16 protein-coding genes and 1 riboswitch are annotated in these 20595 nt (G+C 39.9%); of the genes, 7 read left to right on the top strand and 9 right to left on the bottom strand.

All coding sequences use genetic code 11. The features are described from left to right. Window positions 1-360: 360 nt before the first annotated feature. Window positions 361-912 (bottom strand): DUF4494 domain-containing protein, encoded by a 552-nt coding sequence (locus LLW17_RS08290; RefSeq protein ID WP_228229788.1) that lies wholly within the window; start codon window positions 910-912, stop codon window positions 361-363. 193 nt (window positions 913-1105) lie between these two features. On the opposite strand from LLW17_RS08290, the gene LLW17_RS08285 reads away from it, so the two are divergent. Further along, on the top strand, window positions 1106-1705 hold the full coding sequence (locus LLW17_RS08285) for a DUF6642 family protein (protein WP_228229787.1): 600 nt from the start codon (window positions 1106-1108) through the stop codon (window positions 1703-1705). A gap of 2611 nt (window positions 1706-4316) precedes the next feature. Here the strand turns inward: LLW17_RS08285 and LLW17_RS08280 are convergent. Further along, window positions 4317-5633, bottom strand: coding sequence for a Na+/H+ antiporter NhaC family protein (locus LLW17_RS08280; protein WP_228229786.1), 1317 nt, complete (start codon window positions 5631-5633; stop codon window positions 4317-4319). 45 nt (window positions 5634-5678) lie between these two features. Beyond that, window positions 5679-5776: riboswitch (SAM-I-IV-variant riboswitch) on the bottom strand. Window positions 5777-6003: 227 nt separating this feature from the next. On the opposite strand from LLW17_RS08280, the gene LLW17_RS08275 reads away from it, so the two are divergent. The 3 genes from LLW17_RS08275 to LLW17_RS08265 all read left to right on the top strand — a co-directional run bounded on the left by LLW17_RS08275 (window position 6004) and on the right by LLW17_RS08265 (window position 10643). Further along, window positions 6004-6477 (top strand): nucleoside deaminase, encoded by a 474-nt coding sequence (locus tag LLW17_RS08275; RefSeq protein WP_434084774.1) that lies wholly within the window; start codon window positions 6004-6006, stop codon window positions 6475-6477. 240 nt (window positions 6478-6717) lie between these two features. Beyond that, on the top strand, window positions 6718-7875 hold the full coding sequence (locus LLW17_RS08270; RefSeq protein WP_228229785.1) for an SIR2 family protein: 1158 nt from the start codon (window positions 6718-6720) through the stop codon (window positions 7873-7875). After that, window positions 7872-10643 (top strand): hypothetical protein, encoded by a 2772-nt coding sequence (locus tag LLW17_RS08265; RefSeq protein ID WP_228229784.1) that lies wholly within the window; start codon window positions 7872-7874, stop codon window positions 10641-10643. The genes LLW17_RS08270 and LLW17_RS08265 overlap by 4 nt, the downstream gene beginning before the upstream one ends. Before the next feature lie 165 nt (window positions 10644-10808). Here the strand turns inward: LLW17_RS08265 and LLW17_RS08260 are convergent, their stop codons facing one another. Next, window positions 10809-11228 (bottom strand): helix-turn-helix transcriptional regulator, encoded by a 420-nt coding sequence (locus LLW17_RS08260; RefSeq protein WP_228229783.1) that lies wholly within the window; start codon window positions 11226-11228, stop codon window positions 10809-10811. A 782-nt stretch (window positions 11229-12010) separates the two neighbouring features. Here LLW17_RS08260 and LLW17_RS08255 point away from each other — a divergent pair. From LLW17_RS08255 to LLW17_RS08245, 3 genes are all read left to right on the top strand, one after another. After that, window positions 12011-12316 (top strand): hypothetical protein, encoded by a 306-nt coding sequence (locus tag LLW17_RS08255; protein WP_228229782.1) that lies wholly within the window; start codon window positions 12011-12013, stop codon window positions 12314-12316. Continuing rightward, complete coding sequence (locus LLW17_RS08250) at window positions 12285-13031, top strand: ATPase (protein WP_228229781.1); 747 nt, start codon at window positions 12285-12287, stop codon at window positions 13029-13031. The genes LLW17_RS08255 and LLW17_RS08250 overlap by 32 nt, the downstream gene beginning before the upstream one ends. A 241-nt stretch (window positions 13032-13272) precedes the next feature. Next, entirely contained in the window at window positions 13273-14100 is an 828-nt protein-coding gene (locus LLW17_RS08245; RefSeq protein WP_228229780.1) for a hypothetical protein, read from the top strand. Between the two features lie 1018 nt (window positions 14101-15118). Here LLW17_RS08245 and LLW17_RS08240 read toward each other — a convergent pair. The 6 genes from LLW17_RS08240 to LLW17_RS08215 form a co-directional block, all read right to left on the bottom strand. Beyond that, window positions 15119-15331, bottom strand: a complete 213-nt coding sequence (locus tag LLW17_RS08240) for a hypothetical protein (RefSeq protein WP_228229779.1) — start codon at window positions 15329-15331, stop codon at window positions 15119-15121. Window positions 15332-16277: 946 nt separating this feature from the next. Continuing rightward, window positions 16278-16832, bottom strand: a complete 555-nt coding sequence (locus tag LLW17_RS08235; RefSeq protein ID WP_228229778.1) for a DUF4251 domain-containing protein — start codon at window positions 16830-16832, stop codon at window positions 16278-16280. A gap of 4 nt (window positions 16833-16836) precedes the next feature. Then, window positions 16837-17055, bottom strand: coding sequence for a hypothetical protein (locus LLW17_RS08230; protein WP_228229777.1), 219 nt, complete (start codon window positions 17053-17055; stop codon window positions 16837-16839). 1 nt (window position 17056) lies between these two features. Continuing rightward, window positions 17057-17911 carry a formate/nitrite transporter family protein gene (locus tag LLW17_RS08225; RefSeq protein WP_228229776.1) on the bottom strand — a complete coding sequence of 285 codons (855 nt, stop codon included), beginning with the start codon at window positions 17909-17911 and terminating at the stop codon, window positions 17057-17059. Window positions 17912-17913: 2 nt separating this feature from the next. After that, window positions 17914-18363, bottom strand: coding sequence for a nucleoside deaminase (locus LLW17_RS08220; protein ID WP_228229775.1), 450 nt, complete (start codon window positions 18361-18363; stop codon window positions 17914-17916). Window positions 18364-18559: 196 nt separating this feature from the next. Then, entirely contained in the window at window positions 18560-20527 is a 1968-nt protein-coding gene (locus LLW17_RS08215; RefSeq protein ID WP_228229774.1) for an aconitate hydratase, read from the bottom strand. Window positions 20528-20595: the final 68 nt, after the last annotated feature.

Here is a 20595-nt window from a genome sequence, read left to right as displayed (position 1 = left end):
AGAAAATGACCCCAGTAGCCTTTGAAAAACAGTGTTCTTTGTTGGCTATCCCACAAAGAACAATAATGACTATTTTTAACAATGAAATAATAACCTAAAAACGGTCAACGCTATTTAGGGAAGTACACGGTAAACCGAAAACTGAAACAACATCCCTCTAAATCTACCTTCCAAGGGAGACTTATATTTAGTACTTAAAATATAATCTTACGTGAAAATCAGCTCCCGGCTCTCCCGAACCTTCGGGAGGAGAAGGGTTGGGGATGAGGAGAAGACTTCTTTTTTACGTTAATTGGGATTCTGCGAAAACCGAAAACGGAAAACCGTAAACCCAAAACCCACCTCTAACATCTAAAAAACCTACTCCGTCAGTGAATCTTCCAGCGCCAGGGCTTCGTCTTCGGTGTTGAAAGTAGGGACAGATTCTTTCAGGCGGTTAAATTCTTCAATACGCTCGGCATCTTCTTCTTCGCCGGTAAAGTACGGAAATACATCAACCACCGGTGATTCGGCGATAGCCGGAATGCTGTATTCACCCATCGTATCGCGCATGACATGCTGCGTGTTTTCATAAGCTTCCTTGACGTCGTTAGCCTGTACCAGCAGATACTGGTTCATTTTGCGCTCTTTTCCGCTGTTTTCGTCGTAGGCAATAAGCGCCACTTTAGATTTAAACCAGCGATCGGCATTTTCAAACGGATGCACTTCTGCGAAATTAGCCACCTTGATGTTGGTGATCAGCATACCTTCACCTTCATTGAGAAACGGACGCATCTCCTCGGTAATACGCTTTTCAGCTTCGGTATAGGATACCGCATCTACCAGAAAAGGCTCGGTTTTTAGCTTTCTAAGACCCGAAGCCTCATCAAATTTGGCATATTTTACTTTGCATTCGTACCAGGTTACGCTCATAATTTTTCAAATTTTAGGACGCCAAAAATAGGATTTCGCGAAGGCCATGCAAGCTTTTAAAGCAGATAGATATTCACAATTTAAAGCAGAATCGCTTAGAGGTTTCAAACTGAATGGCTTAGCTCTTTTAGGCATCAGGAAAAAGAATCCCGTGAATTTTTAACTTTGCCGATGCCAAAAAAAAGTTTTAAAAGTGCTGGAAAAAAGAACACAAGTACCCCGGGAATATGATCCCGATCCTGACAAGTTTATTTATTGTTTAGAAGGCGTTGCCGATGTAGATGCAGATCAAATTACCGAAGTTCAGAAAAGTCTGGAAGAACTGGCACTTCACTTTGGTGTAGCCAGCATTTACCAAACCTGCGATACCATTGAAGGCCTGGAAGCGAGTTTAAACACGCTAATCATGGACGATCACTATTTTAAGGAATACGAAATCATTTACCTCGTTATGACCGGTGAGGCCAATAGTATTTGTTTAAATAACTACTATTATAGTTTTCAGGAAATAGCAGAGCTGTTTGAAGGAAAATTAAGAGGAAAAATCCTGCATTTTTCAAATGCCAAAGTGCTGGATCTCGACGAGGAAGAAGCGCAGTATTTTCTGGATATTACAAACGCAAAAGCGGTTTCCGGCTATGGAAATGCCGTTGATGGACTGAGTAGTTCCAATCTGGATAAAGTCTTTTTCAACCTGTTTAATGAAGACGACGACCTCTTTAATGTGGTAGAGGAGCTACACCAAAAGCATTACACCGCCTGTAAGGTCCTGGATTTTAGAATGTATTATTAAGGCTTTGCCTGCTTTTAGGCTCACGAACCGGATTTTAGAATCTCAATTTTGCCATTAGAATTGAACACTATATGTTTTGAGGAATGTAGATCATTACGTCAGTACCGGCCTACAAAAATTTATCGTAAAATTTGAAATGAGTGAGCGTAAAATTTTAGACTGTTTGAGCTTCACGAATTTTGATATTAAGTACATCTATGCAAGCGAGTTTCTAAAATTTAGCGAGGGAATGATAAATTTAGATAAAGTTTTGTCAGCCTTGATCTTTTGGTTCTTTGGCATCAAGGCAAAAGAACAGAAATATGAATTGAAGTTAAAGTTTCGTTATCATGTTCTGTTCATTTTCTTTAGCTCGGTTTCGCTTATTGGTTATAGATCTCGTGAACCTCGTACCTCGGTTTCAAAAGAAAAGAGCCTTTTTAATCTGAATTTTTTATTGTAAAAATTTGGGCAGATTGAATGTGACTAAAATAATTAAGGTCCTTTAGAGTGTTCTGCGCAAGGCACATTTCTTAGGTATTTTTACCCTAAGGGGCAAAACCGCAATAAGTCCCCTAAATTTTCTCCAGGGCGTCGAAAATTTTTGACGGGGACTCATTGCTATACTGAAGAAAAAGAAGTCTAAAGAATAAAATTTATATCTTAACTAGTAGAATTTATAGGTGGTTTTATTTATATGAATTCGAAATTATCTATTTCAAATAATTTCTATTAAAACGTCAGCACCGGCCTATCGGAAGGTTCTCGTTAAATTTGCAGTGAACGAAGCGTAGCAGGCGGTTCTGTTTGAGGCCAGCGGCCGAGTTAAGCGCATGCAGCGCAGTGAACAAAAAATTTAGAGAAGCTTCTGTAAGCCTTGATCTTTTGGTTCTTTGGCATCAAGGCAAAAGAACAGAAATATGAATTGAAGTTAAAGTTTCGCTATCATGTTCTGTTCATTTTCTTTAGCTCGGTGTCGCTTATTGGTTATAGATCTCGTGAACCTCGTACCTCGGTTTGCTTCTCCAAAGAAACCCTTCGACTCCGCTCAGGGCAGGCGAAACAAAAGAAAAGAGCCTTTTTAATCTGAATTTTTTGTTGTAAAAATTTGGGCAGATTGAATGTGACTAAAATAATTGAGGCCCTTTAGAGTGTTCTGCGCAAGGCACATTTCTTAGGTATTTTTGCCCTAAGGGGCAAAACCGCAATAAATACCCTAAATTTTCTCCAGGGCTTCGAAAATTTTTAACGGGAACTCATTGCTATACTGAAGAAAAAGAAGAATAAAATTCACAAAAACTCAAAGTACATTCTGAACAAGGGAATTAAATACTGCCTATAATCTTTAATGTTAGAGATAATCGATTCTAAAAAATGTCTATTAATACGTAACCCCCGGCCTACTTTTTAGATCCGTAGTAAAACAAGCGAATCCTGCAGCGCGGGGTTGTGGAGGATAGCTTAGCGCAGCGGTTTGCTATCCGCACGATAAAGGATTTGCGTAGTTTTCAAGGATGTAAAAATAAGCCTAGACTTTTTTGTTTCTTTTTTGGGCGATGCAAAAAAGAAAAGAAGTCTTTTATCCGCAGAATCGTAGTATTTAGTTAATATGCTAAATCGGCATTGAATGTATCGTAGCAGGCGGTTCTGTCTGAGGCCAGCGGCCGAGTTAAACGCATGCAGCGCAGTGAACATAAAATTTAGAGAAGCTTCTGTAAGCCTTGATTTTTTGGTTCTTTGGCATCAAGGCAAAAGAACAGAAATATGAATTGAAGTTAAAGTTTCGTTATCATGTTCTGTTCATTTTCTTTAGCTCGGTGTCGCTTATTGGTTATAGATCTCGTGAACCTCGTACCTCGGTTTGCTTCTCCAAAGAAACCCTTCGACTCCGCTCAGGGCAGGCGTAACAAAAGAAAAGAGCCTTTTTAATCTGAATTTTTTATTGTAAAAATTTGGGCAGATTGAATGTGACTAAAATAATTAAGGTCCTTTAGAGTGTTCTGCGCAAGGCACATTTCTTAGGTATTTTTACCCTAAGGGGCAAAACCGCAATAAGTCCCCTAAATTTTCTCCAGGGCGTCGAAAATTTTTGACGGGGACTCATTGCTATACTGAAGAAAAAGAAGTCTAAAGAATAAAATTTATATCTTAACTAGTAGAATTTATAGGTGGTTTTATTTATATGAATTCGAAATTATCTATTTCAAATAATTTCTATTAAAACGTCAGCACCGGCCTATCGGAAGGTTCTCGTTAAATTTGCAGTGAACGAAGCGTAGCAGGCGGTTCTGTTTGAGGCCAGCGGCCGAGTTAAGCGCATGCAGCGCAGTGAACAAAAAATTTAGAGAAGCTTCTGTAAGCCTTGATCTTTTGGTTCTTTGGCATCAAGGCAAAAGAACAGAAACTTGAATTGAAGTTGAAGTTTCTCAATTTACCTGCCCGCCTCAATAGACGGCTTGGTTCGTTTACATCAAGGCAAAAGAACATAAATACAAATAGAAGTTAATATGTTTGGACTCCCAAAACAGACATCACCTGGTTTCAAGAAAACCCCCTTTTAAAAGCAAAAAATCGGCTACTGAAACACTTCGTGATTTTAAAATCAATAAAATTCCGGTTAAAAAAAAACGAATTAAACACTTTGAGATTTCGCTTTGCGCATAGGATTAAACAGGATAAAAAGCAGCGTGTAGAGGAGCAACAGGAGTAAATACCAGGTGTTAGACATCAGGTCTAAATAATCGATATTTCCGTTTGAAAAACTCAGAATCATCAAAACCTGAGCTCCATAAGGCAACAATCCCTGCGTGATACAGGCAAAAATATCAAGTATAGAAGCTGTTTTTTTAGGGTCTAATGCATACTCGTCATTGATGCTTTTAGCAATAGGTCCGGCGATAATGATCGAGACCGTATTGTTTGCAATGGCCATATTGATGCTACTTACCAAAGTAGCAATGCCCAGCTCTGCCGTCTTTTTATTTTTAATCAGCTTTTTAATGTTTTCCAGAATAAAAGCAATCCCGCCATTAAGCGATACCAATGCCGCAAGACCCCCGGTAAGTAACGACAAAAGGAAGATTTCGGTCATATTGGTAAAGCCTTCATAGGCAATTTTGGTAGATTCCAACAGCGTAAAGTCCCCGTAGGCAATACCCAGAATGGCTGCTGCCAGGACACCCAGAAAAAGCGTAATAAACACATTGAGTCCTGCTATAGAAAGTACAATCACCAGAATATAAGGGCTTATTTTGAGTACGTCATATTCATAATTCACGGCAGTTTCGGCGGCAATGCTAAGATCCAGTCCCTGAAAAACCAAAATAGCAACCGTACCCAGTGCTGCGGGTATCGCGATTTTAATATTCTGTCGAAATTTAGCACTCATTTTAGTCCCCAGCGACTGGGTAGCCGCAATGGTCGTATCGGAAATCACCGATAAATTATCTCCAAACATACTTCCGCCCAGAAGTGCCCCGCATAGAATCGCCAGGTCTGCGCTGCTGTTGGCCGCAAAACCCACCACAATAGGAGCCAGGGCAACAATCGCCCCAACCGATGTCCCCGTGGAGACCGACAGGAAGCCCGCAATAACAAAAATCCCCACGTAGATATACTGTATCGCAATAGTATCGAGACCCAGATTGACAATCGCATCGACACTGCCGGTGGCGTTGGTGATCGCTGCAAAAGCACCGGCAAGCAGATAAATCAAACACATGGTGAGTATTTTATCATCGCCACAACCCTGTAAAAGGCTCGCTATTTTGGTGTTGATGGGTTGCCTGAATTGGATAAACGCGACTACAATACCCGCGATAACCGCAATGGGAGCAGGAAGTGCATAAAAATCATTTTGATAGATGCCCACACCCAGAAAAGTGCCCACAAAAACAAATAAAGGGAATAGTGCTGAAAATTTGGGAATAGGCTGCGCAGTCTGTGCCATAGCTGTTTTTTAGCTCAATACAGGAAATAGCAGGAATTACAAAGAGGTGTTAACAAGGTTTCCAGGTAATTGGCTTATCTATTTTAGCACCTTGCTCGTTAATGCAGGTTGCTATCTCCCTTATGAGATTCTGGATAATTTATTTAAGGCGGCAAAAGTACTTTAGGAAAGTCTATTAAAAGATCCTGAAAAGTTAATCTTTTGATAAGGTAAGCCCCGGCCCGTTTGCGTGCACAGGGGATGGGAGAGAAGTGGGCTTTTTATGGAGCAGGGCGTATAAAACCACAAAGCGTATAAACTACTGCGTGTTTACCGGACTTTGGAAACTAAAAATAAGATTAACCCTTATATTTACACTAAACGACATGAGATGATGACAGACGAAAACTTTATGGAGGAAGCGGTAAACGCGGCTTTAAAAGGAATGCAAAACAACGAGGGCGGACCCTTTGGCTGCGTGATCGTTAAGAACGGAAAAATCATAGGCAAAGGCAACAATAAAGTGACGTCAACCAATGATCCCACGGCGCACGCCGAAGTCACCGCCATACGCGATGCCTGTAAAAACCTGAATAGCTTTCAGCTTACCGGCTGTACGATTTATACCTCCTGCGAACCCTGCCCGATGTGCCTGGGCGCAATCTACTGGGCCCGCCCCGATAAAGTGTATTACGGCAGTACCAAAACCGATGCGGCAAACATTGGCTTTGACGATGCCTTTATCTATAAGGAATTGGAGTTACCCTACAACGAGCGCAGTATCCCTTTTAAACAGTTGGCTCCCGAGATTGCCATAAAGCCTTTTGAGGAATGGACCCAAAAAGGAGATAGGGTGGAGTATTAAGGTTTAATTTAGGAGCAGGTTCTTTTTATTTTTTAAGCCAGAACTATGAAGCGATTTTAACAGTGGGGAAAATAGAGTTGTTATTAAGATAAGATTATTACTTATCGTTTAATCACGACATTCTTTATTATTATTCGATAAATTATCTTAATATAAACAGATTACAAAAAATGTCGTTGTTGGAGTTCTTTTGAATTTCTGGCTTTAGGCAATTAAAATAAATTCAATTCATAAACTGATTTGAGTACCACTATTAGACCAAATTCTGAAATAATAAACGAAATCCGTGATAACCTTATCAGTGGAACATTTCCCGACGTAATTCCATTTGTAGGTGCAGGATCATCGTTTCCGTTGAATTTGCCAAGCTGGAAAGACTTGGTAGTTGATTACTTTAAAGCCGTAAATTGTCAATTAGATTTTGATCAACTAAGACGACGTTATTCCGAAGATTGGGCTATAATAGCTGATGTGATATTTTCTGAAACTGGAGAGAGCTTGGAAGAATATATGAGATTCATGAGCGAAAGATTTCACCCAGATTCATGTAGATTCACAGATTTGCACATGACAATCGTAGAAAATTACCAACGAGTAATTACTACAAATTATGATACCGCCTTTGAAGAGGTCTTATTAAGAAAGCAAAAGGATCCTAATTATTCAGCAGAGGCTAAGGCTCGATTTAATTACTCTGCTCTGGTTTATCCGTCCACTGATTTGAATCCTATAAACTTTCACGGAAGATGTCTTGCTTATTTACACGGAAGACATGAATCTAGTTATGTATTTAGAAAAAGGGAATATGACCTTGCTTATGAGAACAGTGATACAATAGAGACTTTTTTGAAAGCGGTGATACAAAAGTTTCCTTTGATATTTTTAGGATTTAGTTTCGAGGATAAAGTATTTAGATTAACACTTGAAAAGATTGTTCGAAAGGAAAAATTGAAAGCCCTAGAGGTTCAAAAGGTCCATGGTGATGTTGGTAAACTACGTGACATTCCTGGACTATATGTGATGATTAGACAATCTGAAATAAATGAGAAGTTAAGCGAAGATGAGTTTCATAATTTTTTTAGTGATGTCAATTTAGCAGAAATATCAGTGTCTTTTACTAGAGATTCTGATGGTAATTATGAGATTGTTTTAAATCAAGATATAAAGAAAATTGTAAATGAATTAACTCCATTGATGGATTCGGAGAAGCTTGAGGAGTTTCAAGATTGGATAATAAAGAATGAGAAAAGAAAGCAAAGAAATCAGTATTTCAAAAGTTTGAATTTTGAAGTGATTGGTTATTCAAATCACTCTGATGTTGCAACACTTTTGGAAGAAATAATGATCAAGAGTGTGGACTTTGAGGAAGGTCTAAACAATTTACCTGATACGGCATGATAATTAGTGAACTAAATATAATACTTGGTTATATTATAAACTCCCCTGAAGAGTCAATCGATTTTTCATGGGTTTTTGACGATGGTATTAAAGAGGAATATTTTTGGAGAACGGTGAAAGGAAATAATCGGTCCGTTCTGGAGGACATTCTAGAATACGACGATTCCATTTTTCGGTCTAAATTAAACTCTTTGCTTGTAGAAGGGGGCTATAACAACAATACTCATTTTTCTATTAGGTTTCTTTATAACTATGCACAAGAAATTAATGAAATTACTCCTGAACTTAAGTTGATTGTTTCTAATATGGATGAGTTTATTGATAAAACAAGGAACATTGATTTGACGAATGTTCGGGGAACTTGGTTTATTTCTGAAATAATCACTGTATTGCCTTTGGAGTTGATAACTGTTGGTCATGTTAATTTTCTTGCTTCAAAGAGCTTAATTAATGATTCAAACTTAGTTTCATATTCTGTTGAGAATAGGTTACTTCCAAGAATAATAAATGCCAAGAATAAAGAACTAGCAATGGCGATTATTGATAAGGTTCTTTTTAATTATGTGCTAAATGAGAGTTCTGATAAGGGGAAGATTCCTGACGAAAGTTATTCGATTTTTGATTCCCATTCCTTTTCTTCAATAATAGATTCAGGCAAAATCGAACAACTGGCTGAATTCATTAGTCCAGATGAACTTACTTTAAGTGCTTTAAATACTTTAAAAAGATTGAGTAAATTAAAGCCATTTGAATGCTCATCTTTCCATATACCCTCGATTGAAGATTCTGACCAACTATGGAATAAAAATTCATTTTCCCTTCTTACCGTTAGGTTCATAAGAAATATACTTGATTCCTCTAAAGTAAATAAAGAGTTTGTGGAAAGTAAACTATTACAGTCCGATCACGCAATATTGAATAGAATTGGTATCCATTCCATTGGAACGCATTATAATCAATTATCCGAGTTGTTTTGGAAATGGAGCGATGGTAACCCATTGGATAAAACAGAGATGAAACATGAAATCTTCACTCTTCTTCAGCGTAATAAGAAAGAATTGAGTGATAATGAGATTAATATTTTGTTTTTTTGGATAGATACAATGCACATAGAACCCTGGAGTGAAGAAAATACAAAGGAAGATTTAGAACATCAAAGATCACTTATTGGGAAAGAATATTTGGATGCATTGGCCAATTCTGAAAGTTCAATCTCTCAAAGAGTGGCTAGAAAAAGAAATGAACTTGATGAAATTTATCCACACCGAAGAGAAAATCCTGGTTGGAATTCTCATTTTTCAATTTCATCTGGGTATTATTACCCAGATGATACTGCTACTTTTATAGAACATCTTAAAGATACGAGAACCTTTGTAGATTACATCGAAGGTCAGGAATTGGAAATTTCCTCTCGTGAATATCAAGGGCAATTAGAAAGAATTCGAAAAGCATTCATAGAAAACCCTCATTTTATAAAGGATGTTGATGCGATGAGTAAACTAGGAACTATGTATCTTCCCGATGTTTATTATGGTTTGGAAAAAGCCTTTGAAAATGGCAAGGATATAGATTGGGAATCAGCTTTCAAATTAAGCCGAAATGCACTTTACAAGAAACCATGGGATTCAAGTGGAAGGAATAAAAGAGCCTTTGTTGGAAGTTTAGCTTGGTTGATAAGAACTGGAGTAAAGCAAGATTCTCGAGATTTTTCTGAAAAAAACTTAATTGATGCGAAGAACCTTTGTATCGAACTCTTAGATTTGAGAATTGAAAGTCAGAGATTTAATAATGACCCGTTTTTTGACATATTAAATAGTCCAGAAGGTAAAGTATTGGAAGCAACAATTAATGTGTCACTTCGCTACGGTCGTATATATAAATCTGACTCAAAAGATAAGTGGTTTCCTGATCTGAAAGAATACTATTCAAATATATTCATTAAAGAAGAATATAATGACGCATTTATCCATCATATAGGGTCTTATTTGCCTCAAATTGCATATTTGGATATTGAATGGGTAAAATCCAATATTAATTATTTGTTCCCCAAGCAGGATGAAGAGAATTGGATTCTGGCAATGTCATCATATGTAAAGCGTAATAGGACTGTATACAAGGATATATTTAATATTCTTTTGACAGAAGGGCACTATCAATTTGGAATAATAGTAATGAGGAATGGGCAAAGTGGGCTTAATGAGTTTGTTCAACAAATTGTAATCAGCGCCATTGCTAATTGGGAAGGACAAACTCTAAATGATAAAGGTAGTCTCATAAATCTGTTATTTGATAAAGGGAGTCCAGAACAAATAAATGCAGTGATTTCATATCTATTCGTTGAATCCACCGAAAAAACGAAATATATTTTACCTTTTTGGAAAAAAATACTTGAAAGTAATACTCGACTTGAAGATCAAGGAGTACTTAAAAATACATTGAAATTAATTCATAGAATAAAACATATAGATGAGTCTTATTATGAAGTGATTTCCAATACTCTTCGTAAAATAAAAGACAAAACGGAAATGAATGATGCACTTAGATATTTAGTAAAATTTGAAGGTGATGACTACGAGTATAGAGCAAAGTTGATCATGGAAGCTACATCAGATAACCTAGATTATTACTATATAAGCAGAGAACTTGACAAGTTATTAATAAAACTAATGACTCAAGAGAGTAAAATTGCGATTGATTTTGCAAATAATTTAGTTTCGAAAAGAGCTTTCAGTTTAATCTCAACGTACAGAAATTTTAATGGTAATTAACAACCTACAAGAAATTTCGAATTTCGGATAAAGCATAATATTGAACTCTTAGCGACTGAGAAATAGAGAAATCTCCTCAAACATATAAATACTTCGAATAAGATATTTCGATATCTTCTTAACAGTTCAAATCACCCCAACCCTAAATTTCAAATCCCTAAACCCTCACTTCCCAATCAACCGCTCCAATCGGGCCATCATCTCGTCTTTTTCCTTAAGCATCCGCTCATAAAGGGCGATTTTCTCCTCGTGAAGTTTTAGAATCTGATCAACAGGATTAAAAACAGGGTTGTCATTTTTCTGGTAACCAACACTATAATCTCCAAACGTATTCGCAATAATATTCACGGCCTGTTCTTCGTCAAAATTTTGAATAGCTTCTACCGGGATATGGAGGGCTTCAGAGATTTGGGAGAGTAGGGGAGCCTCAATGACCTCCTTTTGCTCCAAAAGTGAGATCCGTTGCTGGTTCCAGTCTTCGCCCAACTCGTAGGCCAGGGCATTCTGCTTCATCCCCAGCATCTCGCGAAAACGCTTTACATTACGTCCCTGGTGTATCTTTCGATGTTGCGTATCTGATATCATAGCTGGATAGTTGGTTAAGTTAATGCTTCCGGTTAGCGCTCCCACGGCCTTAAAACATAAAATCAGACCGGTTCTTAAGCACGCCGGGGTAAAATTACAGGTTTCCGCACAACCTGTTACCAGTTTAAAGATAGAAAAATCCCAAATACAAAAAAGACCTGAGCCGTTATTTGTTGCCTCTTAATCGACAATAGGTCTTATCAAAACCAAACCATACCTATACTTCGCACTTGACACTTTTAAAAACATCCCTCTAAATCTCCCTTAAAAGCGAATCTTCTAATCAGGCATTGTAATATCACTGCAGTTAACGAGGAAGCTACCTTCTCTCCCAAACCTTCGGGAGGAGAAAGGCTGGGGATGAGGAAAATAGTTCTTACTACAACCTGTAACCTCCAACCTGAAACAACAAACGGAAAACGGAAAACCGAAAACAGCAAACCAAGAACCTCTTACTTCTCATATAAATCCCTACAAACGGTCAACCCACCGTTTCCGCGCGATTGCATCGCGTGTACTTTTTATTCTAATCCTAAGGGATAACCTGTTAAAATTCAGGTAATCAGTGTACTAGTTCTTACTTCTCACTTCTCACATCTACCTTAACATCCAACCTGTAACTTCAACGGAAAACCGAAAACAGCAAACCAAAAACCTCTTACTTCTTACCTCTTACATCTCAAGTCTTAAGTCTCACTACAATCTGGAACAACAAACCGTAAACTTGAAAAATAGTTTAAACAGAATTGGATGAATCTTGAAAAAAGCTTAATTTTAGTAATATGTCTCGATCTGAAAAAACATCCAAAAATTCACAAACTTCACCAAAGTCAAGGTCTTCAAAAACGAAGTACCTGGCTTATATCGAAGATACTCCAAAGCATCACAGTTTATTCAAGGAGTTCATTTCTGAATCTGGAAAAAATGCAATTGAACGTTCTATTGCACAAGAAGTACCTATAACCTATCTCAAGGATGGTAAAATAATCAAAGAGAGCTCTGATGGTAAGATAACTATTCTCCGAAAAGTCAATACCGTACCCAGAACTGTAAAAGTTGGCTCCAAAACTACAATACATAAAAGGTAGAAGAATTCGTGTTTTTGCAGGCCCTAATGGGTCTGGTAAAACGACTATTCTAAAACAAATAGATAGCAGGTTTGACTTAGGTTACTATATTAATGCTGATGAAATCGAACTCGAAATAAGTAAGTCTGGTCAATTTGATTTAGGCAAATTCGGTATATCTGAGGCAAATTCCAGAGGTTTGAAGAGTTTAATACCTAAACACTCCATTTATAAAAAAGCACACAAAGACGGGTATGCCTTTGATCTGAAAATAGAGGGAACAACAGTAATTAATCCTGATCAAAAAACGCACAGCTATGAAGCTGCTTTGTTGGCAGACCTAATTCGCAATGTACTACTTGAAAGTGGTTCTAAATTCTCTTTCGAAACAGTAATGTCTCATCCTGCCAAAGTAGATTTTCTTAATAGTTCAAGTAAAAAGGGGTACAAGAATTATTTGTATTTTATCTCAACAGAATCTCCTCTTATCAACAAAGAACGCGTAAAACAAAGAGTTGAATTGGGTGGACATCCGGTTGATCCAATTAAGATTGAAGAACGCTATTACCGTTCCCTGGAATTGCTCTCAGATGCTATATCCAAGACCTATCGAACCTTTATATTTGACAATTCAAAAAATGCTCCAACCCTCATTCTGGAAATTTTCAAAGGAACAGAAGTAGAGTTTAAGCACAATTTGGTGCCTGCATGGGTTGATGAATATGTATTAAGGTAAACCTATTCCACTTCTTAACTAAACCGAAACGTGCAACCTGCAACATCAGAATTAAACGGAAAACCGTAAACCTCAAACGGAAAACTTTGAAAAAAAGGCAATAATAAATAAGAAATAACGAATAATTAATAACCGCTTTCGAACACCCATTATCAAATTCATAAATACCTAAAAATAAATTACTTACGATTAAAAAACTGTATTTTCCTGCCGTATATTAGTAGACTTCAAATCCAATCCTATGGCAAAACCGGTTTCTAAATTAGGCGCCTTTACAGGCACAATAGATGGGATTACGTATTACAAGCTCAACGGCAAACTCATCTGTCGTAAAGCAGCGGCACCTACCAAAGCGCAAATTAACAACGATCCGCGCTTTGCAGCCGTAAAGCAGAACAACAACGAATTTGGAGGAGCTTCCACCTACGCTAAAGCCATCCGTAGCGGACTCGAAGAACAGCTGAACCAGTTTAAAGACCTAAAATTTTACGGCCGATTAACCGGTGCTTGCCAAAAGATCGCCAAAGCGGGTAGGGGAGTTCCCGGCCAGCGCAGCATCCATGCACTCAATCTTCCGGAGGCTTTGATCGGTCTGCAGCTCAACTTAAAAAATAACTGGAGCACAAGTGTAGGATTAAAACCCGAAATCAAGCCAACCTCCAATGGCATTGAAATTCAATTCAACGGATTTAAAAAACAGCAGCTATACGGCGTACCTAAAAATACCACGCATCTGATACTCCTGGCTACCTGCGTCAGCATCCCCGAATATAGCTGGGACAACGAACTTAAGAAATATACCCCGTCGGAGTTTAGTTTAAACCCCACAACAACATCCCTAAATACGGCACCTTTAGCTTTAAATAGCATTCCGTCGGAACTGGAGTTTTTCCTTCCGTTTTGCAATCCACAGGCTAAATCCAAACCCCAATCAAAAACTTCTGTTTCAGCCTCTTCAGAAAAGCCAGCCCATACCATCTGGATGGGAATTCTGTTTGGCCAACTCCTCCACGCGGACTTTGTACCGGTAGAAGCCGGTAAGGCTATGCAATGCATAGCGGTCTGCTAAACCCTCACTTTCTGTATCTTAAACCAGGGTTGACCCGTAGTTCACCCGAGGTTCACCCGTGTTTGTCCCGTAGTTCAGACGTACGTTCGCCCCGGAAAAGCCCTTGATTCCTCCATAATAAGTCTCGCATGCAGCCCGGTATATACGAGGCTGAGCTCAACGCACAGTTAAAAAACTATATTTTTAGTTTATACATTTCCTCTTTAATGTCATTTCGAAGAAGCATTTTTAGCCACTGAGAAATCGCAGCAGTCATTTTTATACAGTGTACTGGCTGGTGTGATTTATCCTTAGTAGTAGAAATGACTTTCCAAATAACTTTGAATCCTACAGTTAGCCATATCTCAGACTGAACTCACCAAAAGAACACAATACTATGTTTTTAGTTTAATGATGCCATTCTTAAAGTCATTTCGAAGGAGCGTTTTCTGCGACTGAGAAATCGCATCAGTCATTCCAATACAATGTACCTGCTGGTGTGATTTCTCCATAGCAGTCGAAATGACTTTCCAAATAACTTTGAATCCTAAACCTTAAATCTTGAATTCCCACAATCGCTGAGAATCCCGTATTTGAAAATTTTACGGCCAAAGTCCCGAATACGCCAATTTTGAGCAATAGGAATCACAGTCTTTAAAAATCACTAGTTTTATACGTTTTCAAATAAAACAGACAAACAGAACAAATACTTCAGAAATCGAATTGAGGAGCTATCAGTTGAAACCAACATGTAGAAGCTTTTTTAAGATCGCATTGAATTTAGCAGAATCAATAACCTGTAGCAATATCAGCTTCAAATGGAGAATGCATAAGTCGATGGATTGAATTTCAGAATAGCTTAATTGTTTTATAATTTATATTATGTAAAATAGAATAACAATTAAGCCAAACGATACAATAATACCGCTACCCTCTAATCAATGAAATCTGTATTTGTACACTTTGCTTCTACTCGGTTATGCTATGTCTCAGTTTCTCGTCTTGGCTTAAGCTTAGCCTGACACACTCCAAATTGCCATTAGTTGTCATTTCGAAGGAGCTTTTTCAGCGACTGAGAAATCGCATCAGTCATTCCAGTATAATTTACCGGCTGGTGTGATTTCTCCTTATCAGTCAAAATGACCTTAAATTTTGAATTTCGTGTATGATTTCTCGACTGGGCTTCGACTCCCGAAATTTCGGGACAGCCTGACACGCGCGAAATGATATTCGGAAAATCTTGAATTTTCAACTTTAAATATTAAATTCTGTAATCGCTGAGAATCGCGTATTTGAAAATTTTCTGACCTAAGTCCCGAATACGCGAATTTTGAGCAAAGATGTTTTTTGGGAATTTTCAGCTAGTTTCTCGACTGGGCTTCGACTCCCGAAATTTCGGGACAGCCTGACACGCTCGAAATGACATTCGGAATATCAACTGACAATCATTTCAACGACTGCCCTTAGATCCCAAAGCTTCGGGACAGCCTGACACACCCGATTTCTTTTAGTCATTTCGAAGGAGCTTTTTCAGCGACTGAGAAATCGCATCAGTCATTCTAGTATAATTTACCGGCTTGTGTGATTTCTCCTTATCAGTCGAAATGACCTTAAATTTTGAATTTTGTATTTCGTGTTTGATTTCTTAACTGGGCTTCGACAGGCTCAGCCTAACACGCTCGAAATGACCGTATGTTCATCTGCCGTGAAGGAGCATTTAAAAGATTTTGAATTTCAAACTTTAAATCTTGAATTTCTAGTGTGATTTCTCCTTAGCAGTCGAAATGACTTTCAGAATAACTTTGAATCCTAAACCTTAAATCTTGAATTCTTGCAATCGCTGAGAATCGCGTATTTGAAAATTTTTTGACTAAGTCCCGAATACGCGAATTTTGAGCAAAGGGATTTTTGAGAGTTTTTAGGCGGTTTCTCGACTGGGCTTCGACAGGCTCAGCCTGACACGCTTAAATTGACCGTACGTTCATCTGCCGTGAAGGAGCATTTAAAAGATTTTTAATTTTAAACTTTAAATCTTGAATTTCTCAATGACTATGAATTTAAAACCTTGAATGTTGAACCCAATAAACTAAAATATTAGTTTATTAGATGTAAGCTCCCCAACAATAAATCAGAAATAACAAATCCGAAATCCCAAACAAGCAATCAGAACTAATAAATCAGTAACCCGGAATCCTGAACTACAAATTTGCTTCCGGTTCCTGCACCGCCTCTACCGTTCCGCGATACTGCATATTGGTACGCTGCGTACTGTTTACAGACATATTTGCACTCAACCCCGGACTTAAATTGACCACAAAATCATAGGCCTCGTTTCCCTGCGTGTCATTAGCCGAAAACCGAATGATGTACATACCGCGTTTAGTTTCAACGCTATAATTTTTCATGAGTCCGTCTATGGTGATTCCGTTATCGCGTGTGCCATACCCCCCACCCATACGGCGCTCGCCAAAAAATGGCAGATTGGCGCTGATGCTGTCACCTTTTATAGTGAGGTGATTGGAGTTTCCTATCAGGCTTATTTGTGCGCCGGTGTTTCCGGGACCTAAAATACCCGTGTTAAGCACCGCATTTACGGCCGTAGTCGCCATAGGCATTGCAAAATTAGATTCTACCGTAAAATTGCGGTTGTTCACCCAGTTGTTGAGTTCGGGATTGCTGGTGGCATCGGCTTGTGAGGCGCTTCCGCAGGAAATTAAAACCAGCGTAAGCATCGTAAATACAAGTGTTTTCATAATTCTATTTTTTTAATTCGTTATTAATAATTCCGGCTTTAATCAGCAAAACCACACCGCTCAGGCAGAGGCCTAATCCGGCTGTTCCACCCGCAATCCAATACCAGTTGGGTAAATCGGAATGCTTCCACCAGCTGCTTTCGATAGCCAAAGACAGGCCACTACCCAGTAAAACAGCTCCAAAAGCCCCGTAAAACCACCATTTTTTGCGTTTGGCTTCCACCCTAATAGTCTTTTACATTAAAGACAAAGGCGCGGTACTTCAATAAGGCCACAAAAAATGCGCCACCTATGGCGTTGCCCAGTAATGCGAGGCTTTGCACCCGTAAATACTCGGGAAACGTAACCTCAGAGCCTACAATCATGGCTGTAAAAATCTCAATATTACCTATGATACTGTGATGTAAACCGGTAAAGGCCATCGTTGCGGTTATGATAAAAATAATGACGATGCGGCTGATGGTATCTTTTGACGAGGTTATAAGCCAGGACAGTAATCCCATCATCCACCCGGCTAAAATGGCGCTTACCACAATCACCCAACTTTCATAATGCGCAACGTGCTCGCCTATGGCTCTGATGGTTTCGTGGTCAAAAATACCCAGTTTGGGACCTATCCAGATTAAAACCATACCAATAAGATAACCGCCTATGAGGTTTCCTAAAATTACAAGTCCCCAAAGCCGCAACAGGCTCTTCAGATCACGCTGGCGGTTGAGTACCTGTAAGGTAAGCAGCGAGGTCTGTTCGGTAAACAGGATCGATTGTCCCAAAACCACGAGAATAAAACCCAGCGGATAAACAAATGCCAAAATTTTAAAAAGCCCTTCTTCGGGCATTTTACCGGTGTAGTAATAGAACATGCTGCACATCAGCAGGTAACTGAAGCCAATCTCAAGCCCGGCGGTTAGCGAACTCAGCAAAATACTGCTGGTGCTGCGCTTGTACACCTCCTGCCCTTCGCAGATTTGCTCTTTGAGAATCTCCCCATGGCTTTTAGCCTGTGACTCTTCACTGGGAGCCTCCTTTTCGAGCTCCTTGTCTATATTTTGCTGTTTTTCTTCTTCTTCTTCGCTCATAATCAGGAGTTCCAGATGGCTACGGCTTCATCGCGCAGCAACTGTTTTAAGTTAAATTCTACGTGACGTTTGCCGGTATGCGAGTTGTAAAAGAGGTCGCTGTACACATAACCGGCTGCTTTGGCATCGGCTGCCGAAGCGCCATAATACACCATGTCCAGCTCAGCCCAGCGCGTGCTTCCCAGGCACATCAGGCAGGGTTCGCAACTCGTGTACAGGACGCAGCCTTTCAGACTTTTTGATCCGAGTTTTTTACAGGCCTCCTGTATCATTGCGAGTTCGGCGTGCTGGGTACAGTCTGTAGTAGCCCCTACCCGGTTATGGCCCTCGGCGATGATGCTTCCGTCTTTGACGATCACCGCACCAAAAGCGCCACCGCCTTCGGCAGCTTTACCCTTACCGGCCCAACTGATGGCCATTCGCATAAAATCCTCGTGTTGGTTTTGTTTCATAGCTTTTTTTGGTCTTATATATAAAGACGGACACTAAAATACGCCAGGTTTTTCAGCATCCGTCCCTAAATTTTGTTATCAAATAATTTTATTGGCACCGCCAAAGGATGTTTCAGTCGATCCCGATAGCGATCGGGATGCCTCGACATCAAGGCTTCGTTTCCTTTGTATGCCTGGTGTGCAAGCCTAAGCTCGTTTACGCCGAAAGTTTTTCTTTAAAATCATTGATAATACCTCCTTTGAGCAACACACGAATCTGACGATCGCTTAAAGTATGTTTGGTAGGAATCGAAATTTCACCGGTTTTCTTTTTAATGATTACCTCAATCGTATCCCGGTTTTCCACCAGTTGACGCAGGTTTTTAAACGCTACGGTATCGCCCTGTTCGATTTTCTCCAGATCGTCGGGATTCTCAAATTCCAATGGAAGAATACCGAAATTTACCAGGTTTTGCCACGCGATACGCGCATAACTTTTGGCGATTACAGCCACCTGTCCTAAATATTTGGGGGCCAAAGCGGCATGCTCCCGGCTACTGCCCTGGGCGTAATTCTCTCCGGCAACAACAATGTGGCCTCCCTCCTGCTCTTTGGTTTCCATAGCCCGGTCGTAGAAGGTTTCGTCAATTACGGTATAGCTATACTTGCTGATTTCAGGCAGGTTAGACCGAAACGGAAGTACCTCGGCACCGGCTTTTAAAATTTCGTCAGTAGAAATATTATCTCCCATTTTTAATAAAACAGGAATTTTATAGTCATCCTGAAGCGCGTCTATATGCGGCAACGACTTGATATTCGGTCCTTTTTTGAGTTCGACTTTACTGCCATCCTCAGCCGGCGGCACCAGCATATCCATATTGATGATGTGCAGCTCGGGGTCCTCATACTGCGGGTATTTCATGTCGTATAATTTCTCCAGATCCCGTGGATCGGTAATTTTACCCGTCAGTGCGGAAGCTGCCGCGGTCTCGGGGCTGCATAAATGCACCTGATCATCTTTGGTACCCGAGCGGTCGGGGAAATTACGCGGCATCGTACGCAGACTTATGGTACCGCTGGCGGGCGCCTGCCCCATCCCGATACAACCCATACATCCACTCTGGTGGAAACGGGCACCGGCTGTGATCAAATTGGCAAAAGCCTTGGTATCTATCATATTTTGAATGATCTGGCGGCTGGTAGGATTGATATCAAAAGACACATCGGGATTAACCGATTTGCCTTTTACAATCGCACCGGCAATCCAAAAATCCCGTAATCCCGGGTTTGCCGAAGAGCCAATCACCACCTGAGAAATCGATTTTCCGGCCACCTCGCTTACCGGAACCACATTGCCGGGGCTGGTAGGCAACGCGATAAGCGGCACCAGCTTGTCAAGCTCGATATGATCGTGCAGCTCGTATTCACAGCCTTCATCGGCTACCAGTTCAATCCAGTCTTCTTCACGTCCCTGAGACTTTAAAAATCGTTTGGTTTCCTGATCACTGGGGAAAACGGTAGTCGTAGCGCCCAGTTCGGCACCCATATTGGCAATGACATGACGGTCCATCGCGCTTAAGTGCTTCAGACCTTCACCATAATATTCTATAATTTTCCCAACGCCTCCTTTTACATCATGACGGCGCAGCATTTCGAGAATGACGTCTTTGGCACTTACCCAATCCGGTAATTTTCCGGTGAGTTTTACGCCCATTACTTTCGGCATTTTAACGAAATAAGGCTCACCTGCAATGGCAGCTGCCACGTCAAGACCTCCGGTACCTATGGCCAGCATCCCCAGCGAACCGGCTGCACAACTATGACTGTCACTACCTACAAGGGTTTTTCCGGGTTTGCCGAAACGCTCCATATGTACGGGATGGCTCACCCCATTACCGGGACGGCTAAACCAAAGTCCAAATTTCTGAGCGGCACTGTGTAAAAAGGCATGGTCGTCAGCGTTCTTAAAATCGGTTTGCAGCAGATTGTGGTCTACATATTGCACAGCAACTTCGATCTTGGCTTTTTTAAGGTTCATCGCCTCAAGCTCCAACTGTACCAGTGTTCCGGTAGCATCCTGAAGCAAAGCCTGATCGATTTTTAATCCTATTTCCTTGCCGGGCTCGAGTTCGCCTGCAACAAGATGATCATTGATGAGTTTTTGAGTAACGTTTAAGGGTTTCATAGATTAGATTCTTTATTTTGGTTGTTAAAAATTAGAGAGAAAGCCCTGAAACCACAATTATTTAACAG

It is taken from the genome of Leeuwenhoekiella parthenopeia (assembly GCF_020782115.1).
Lineage (GTDB): Bacteria > Bacteroidota > Bacteroidia > Flavobacteriales > Flavobacteriaceae > Leeuwenhoekiella > Leeuwenhoekiella parthenopeia.
This window is presented reverse-complemented; position numbering and strand designations above follow the sequence as displayed.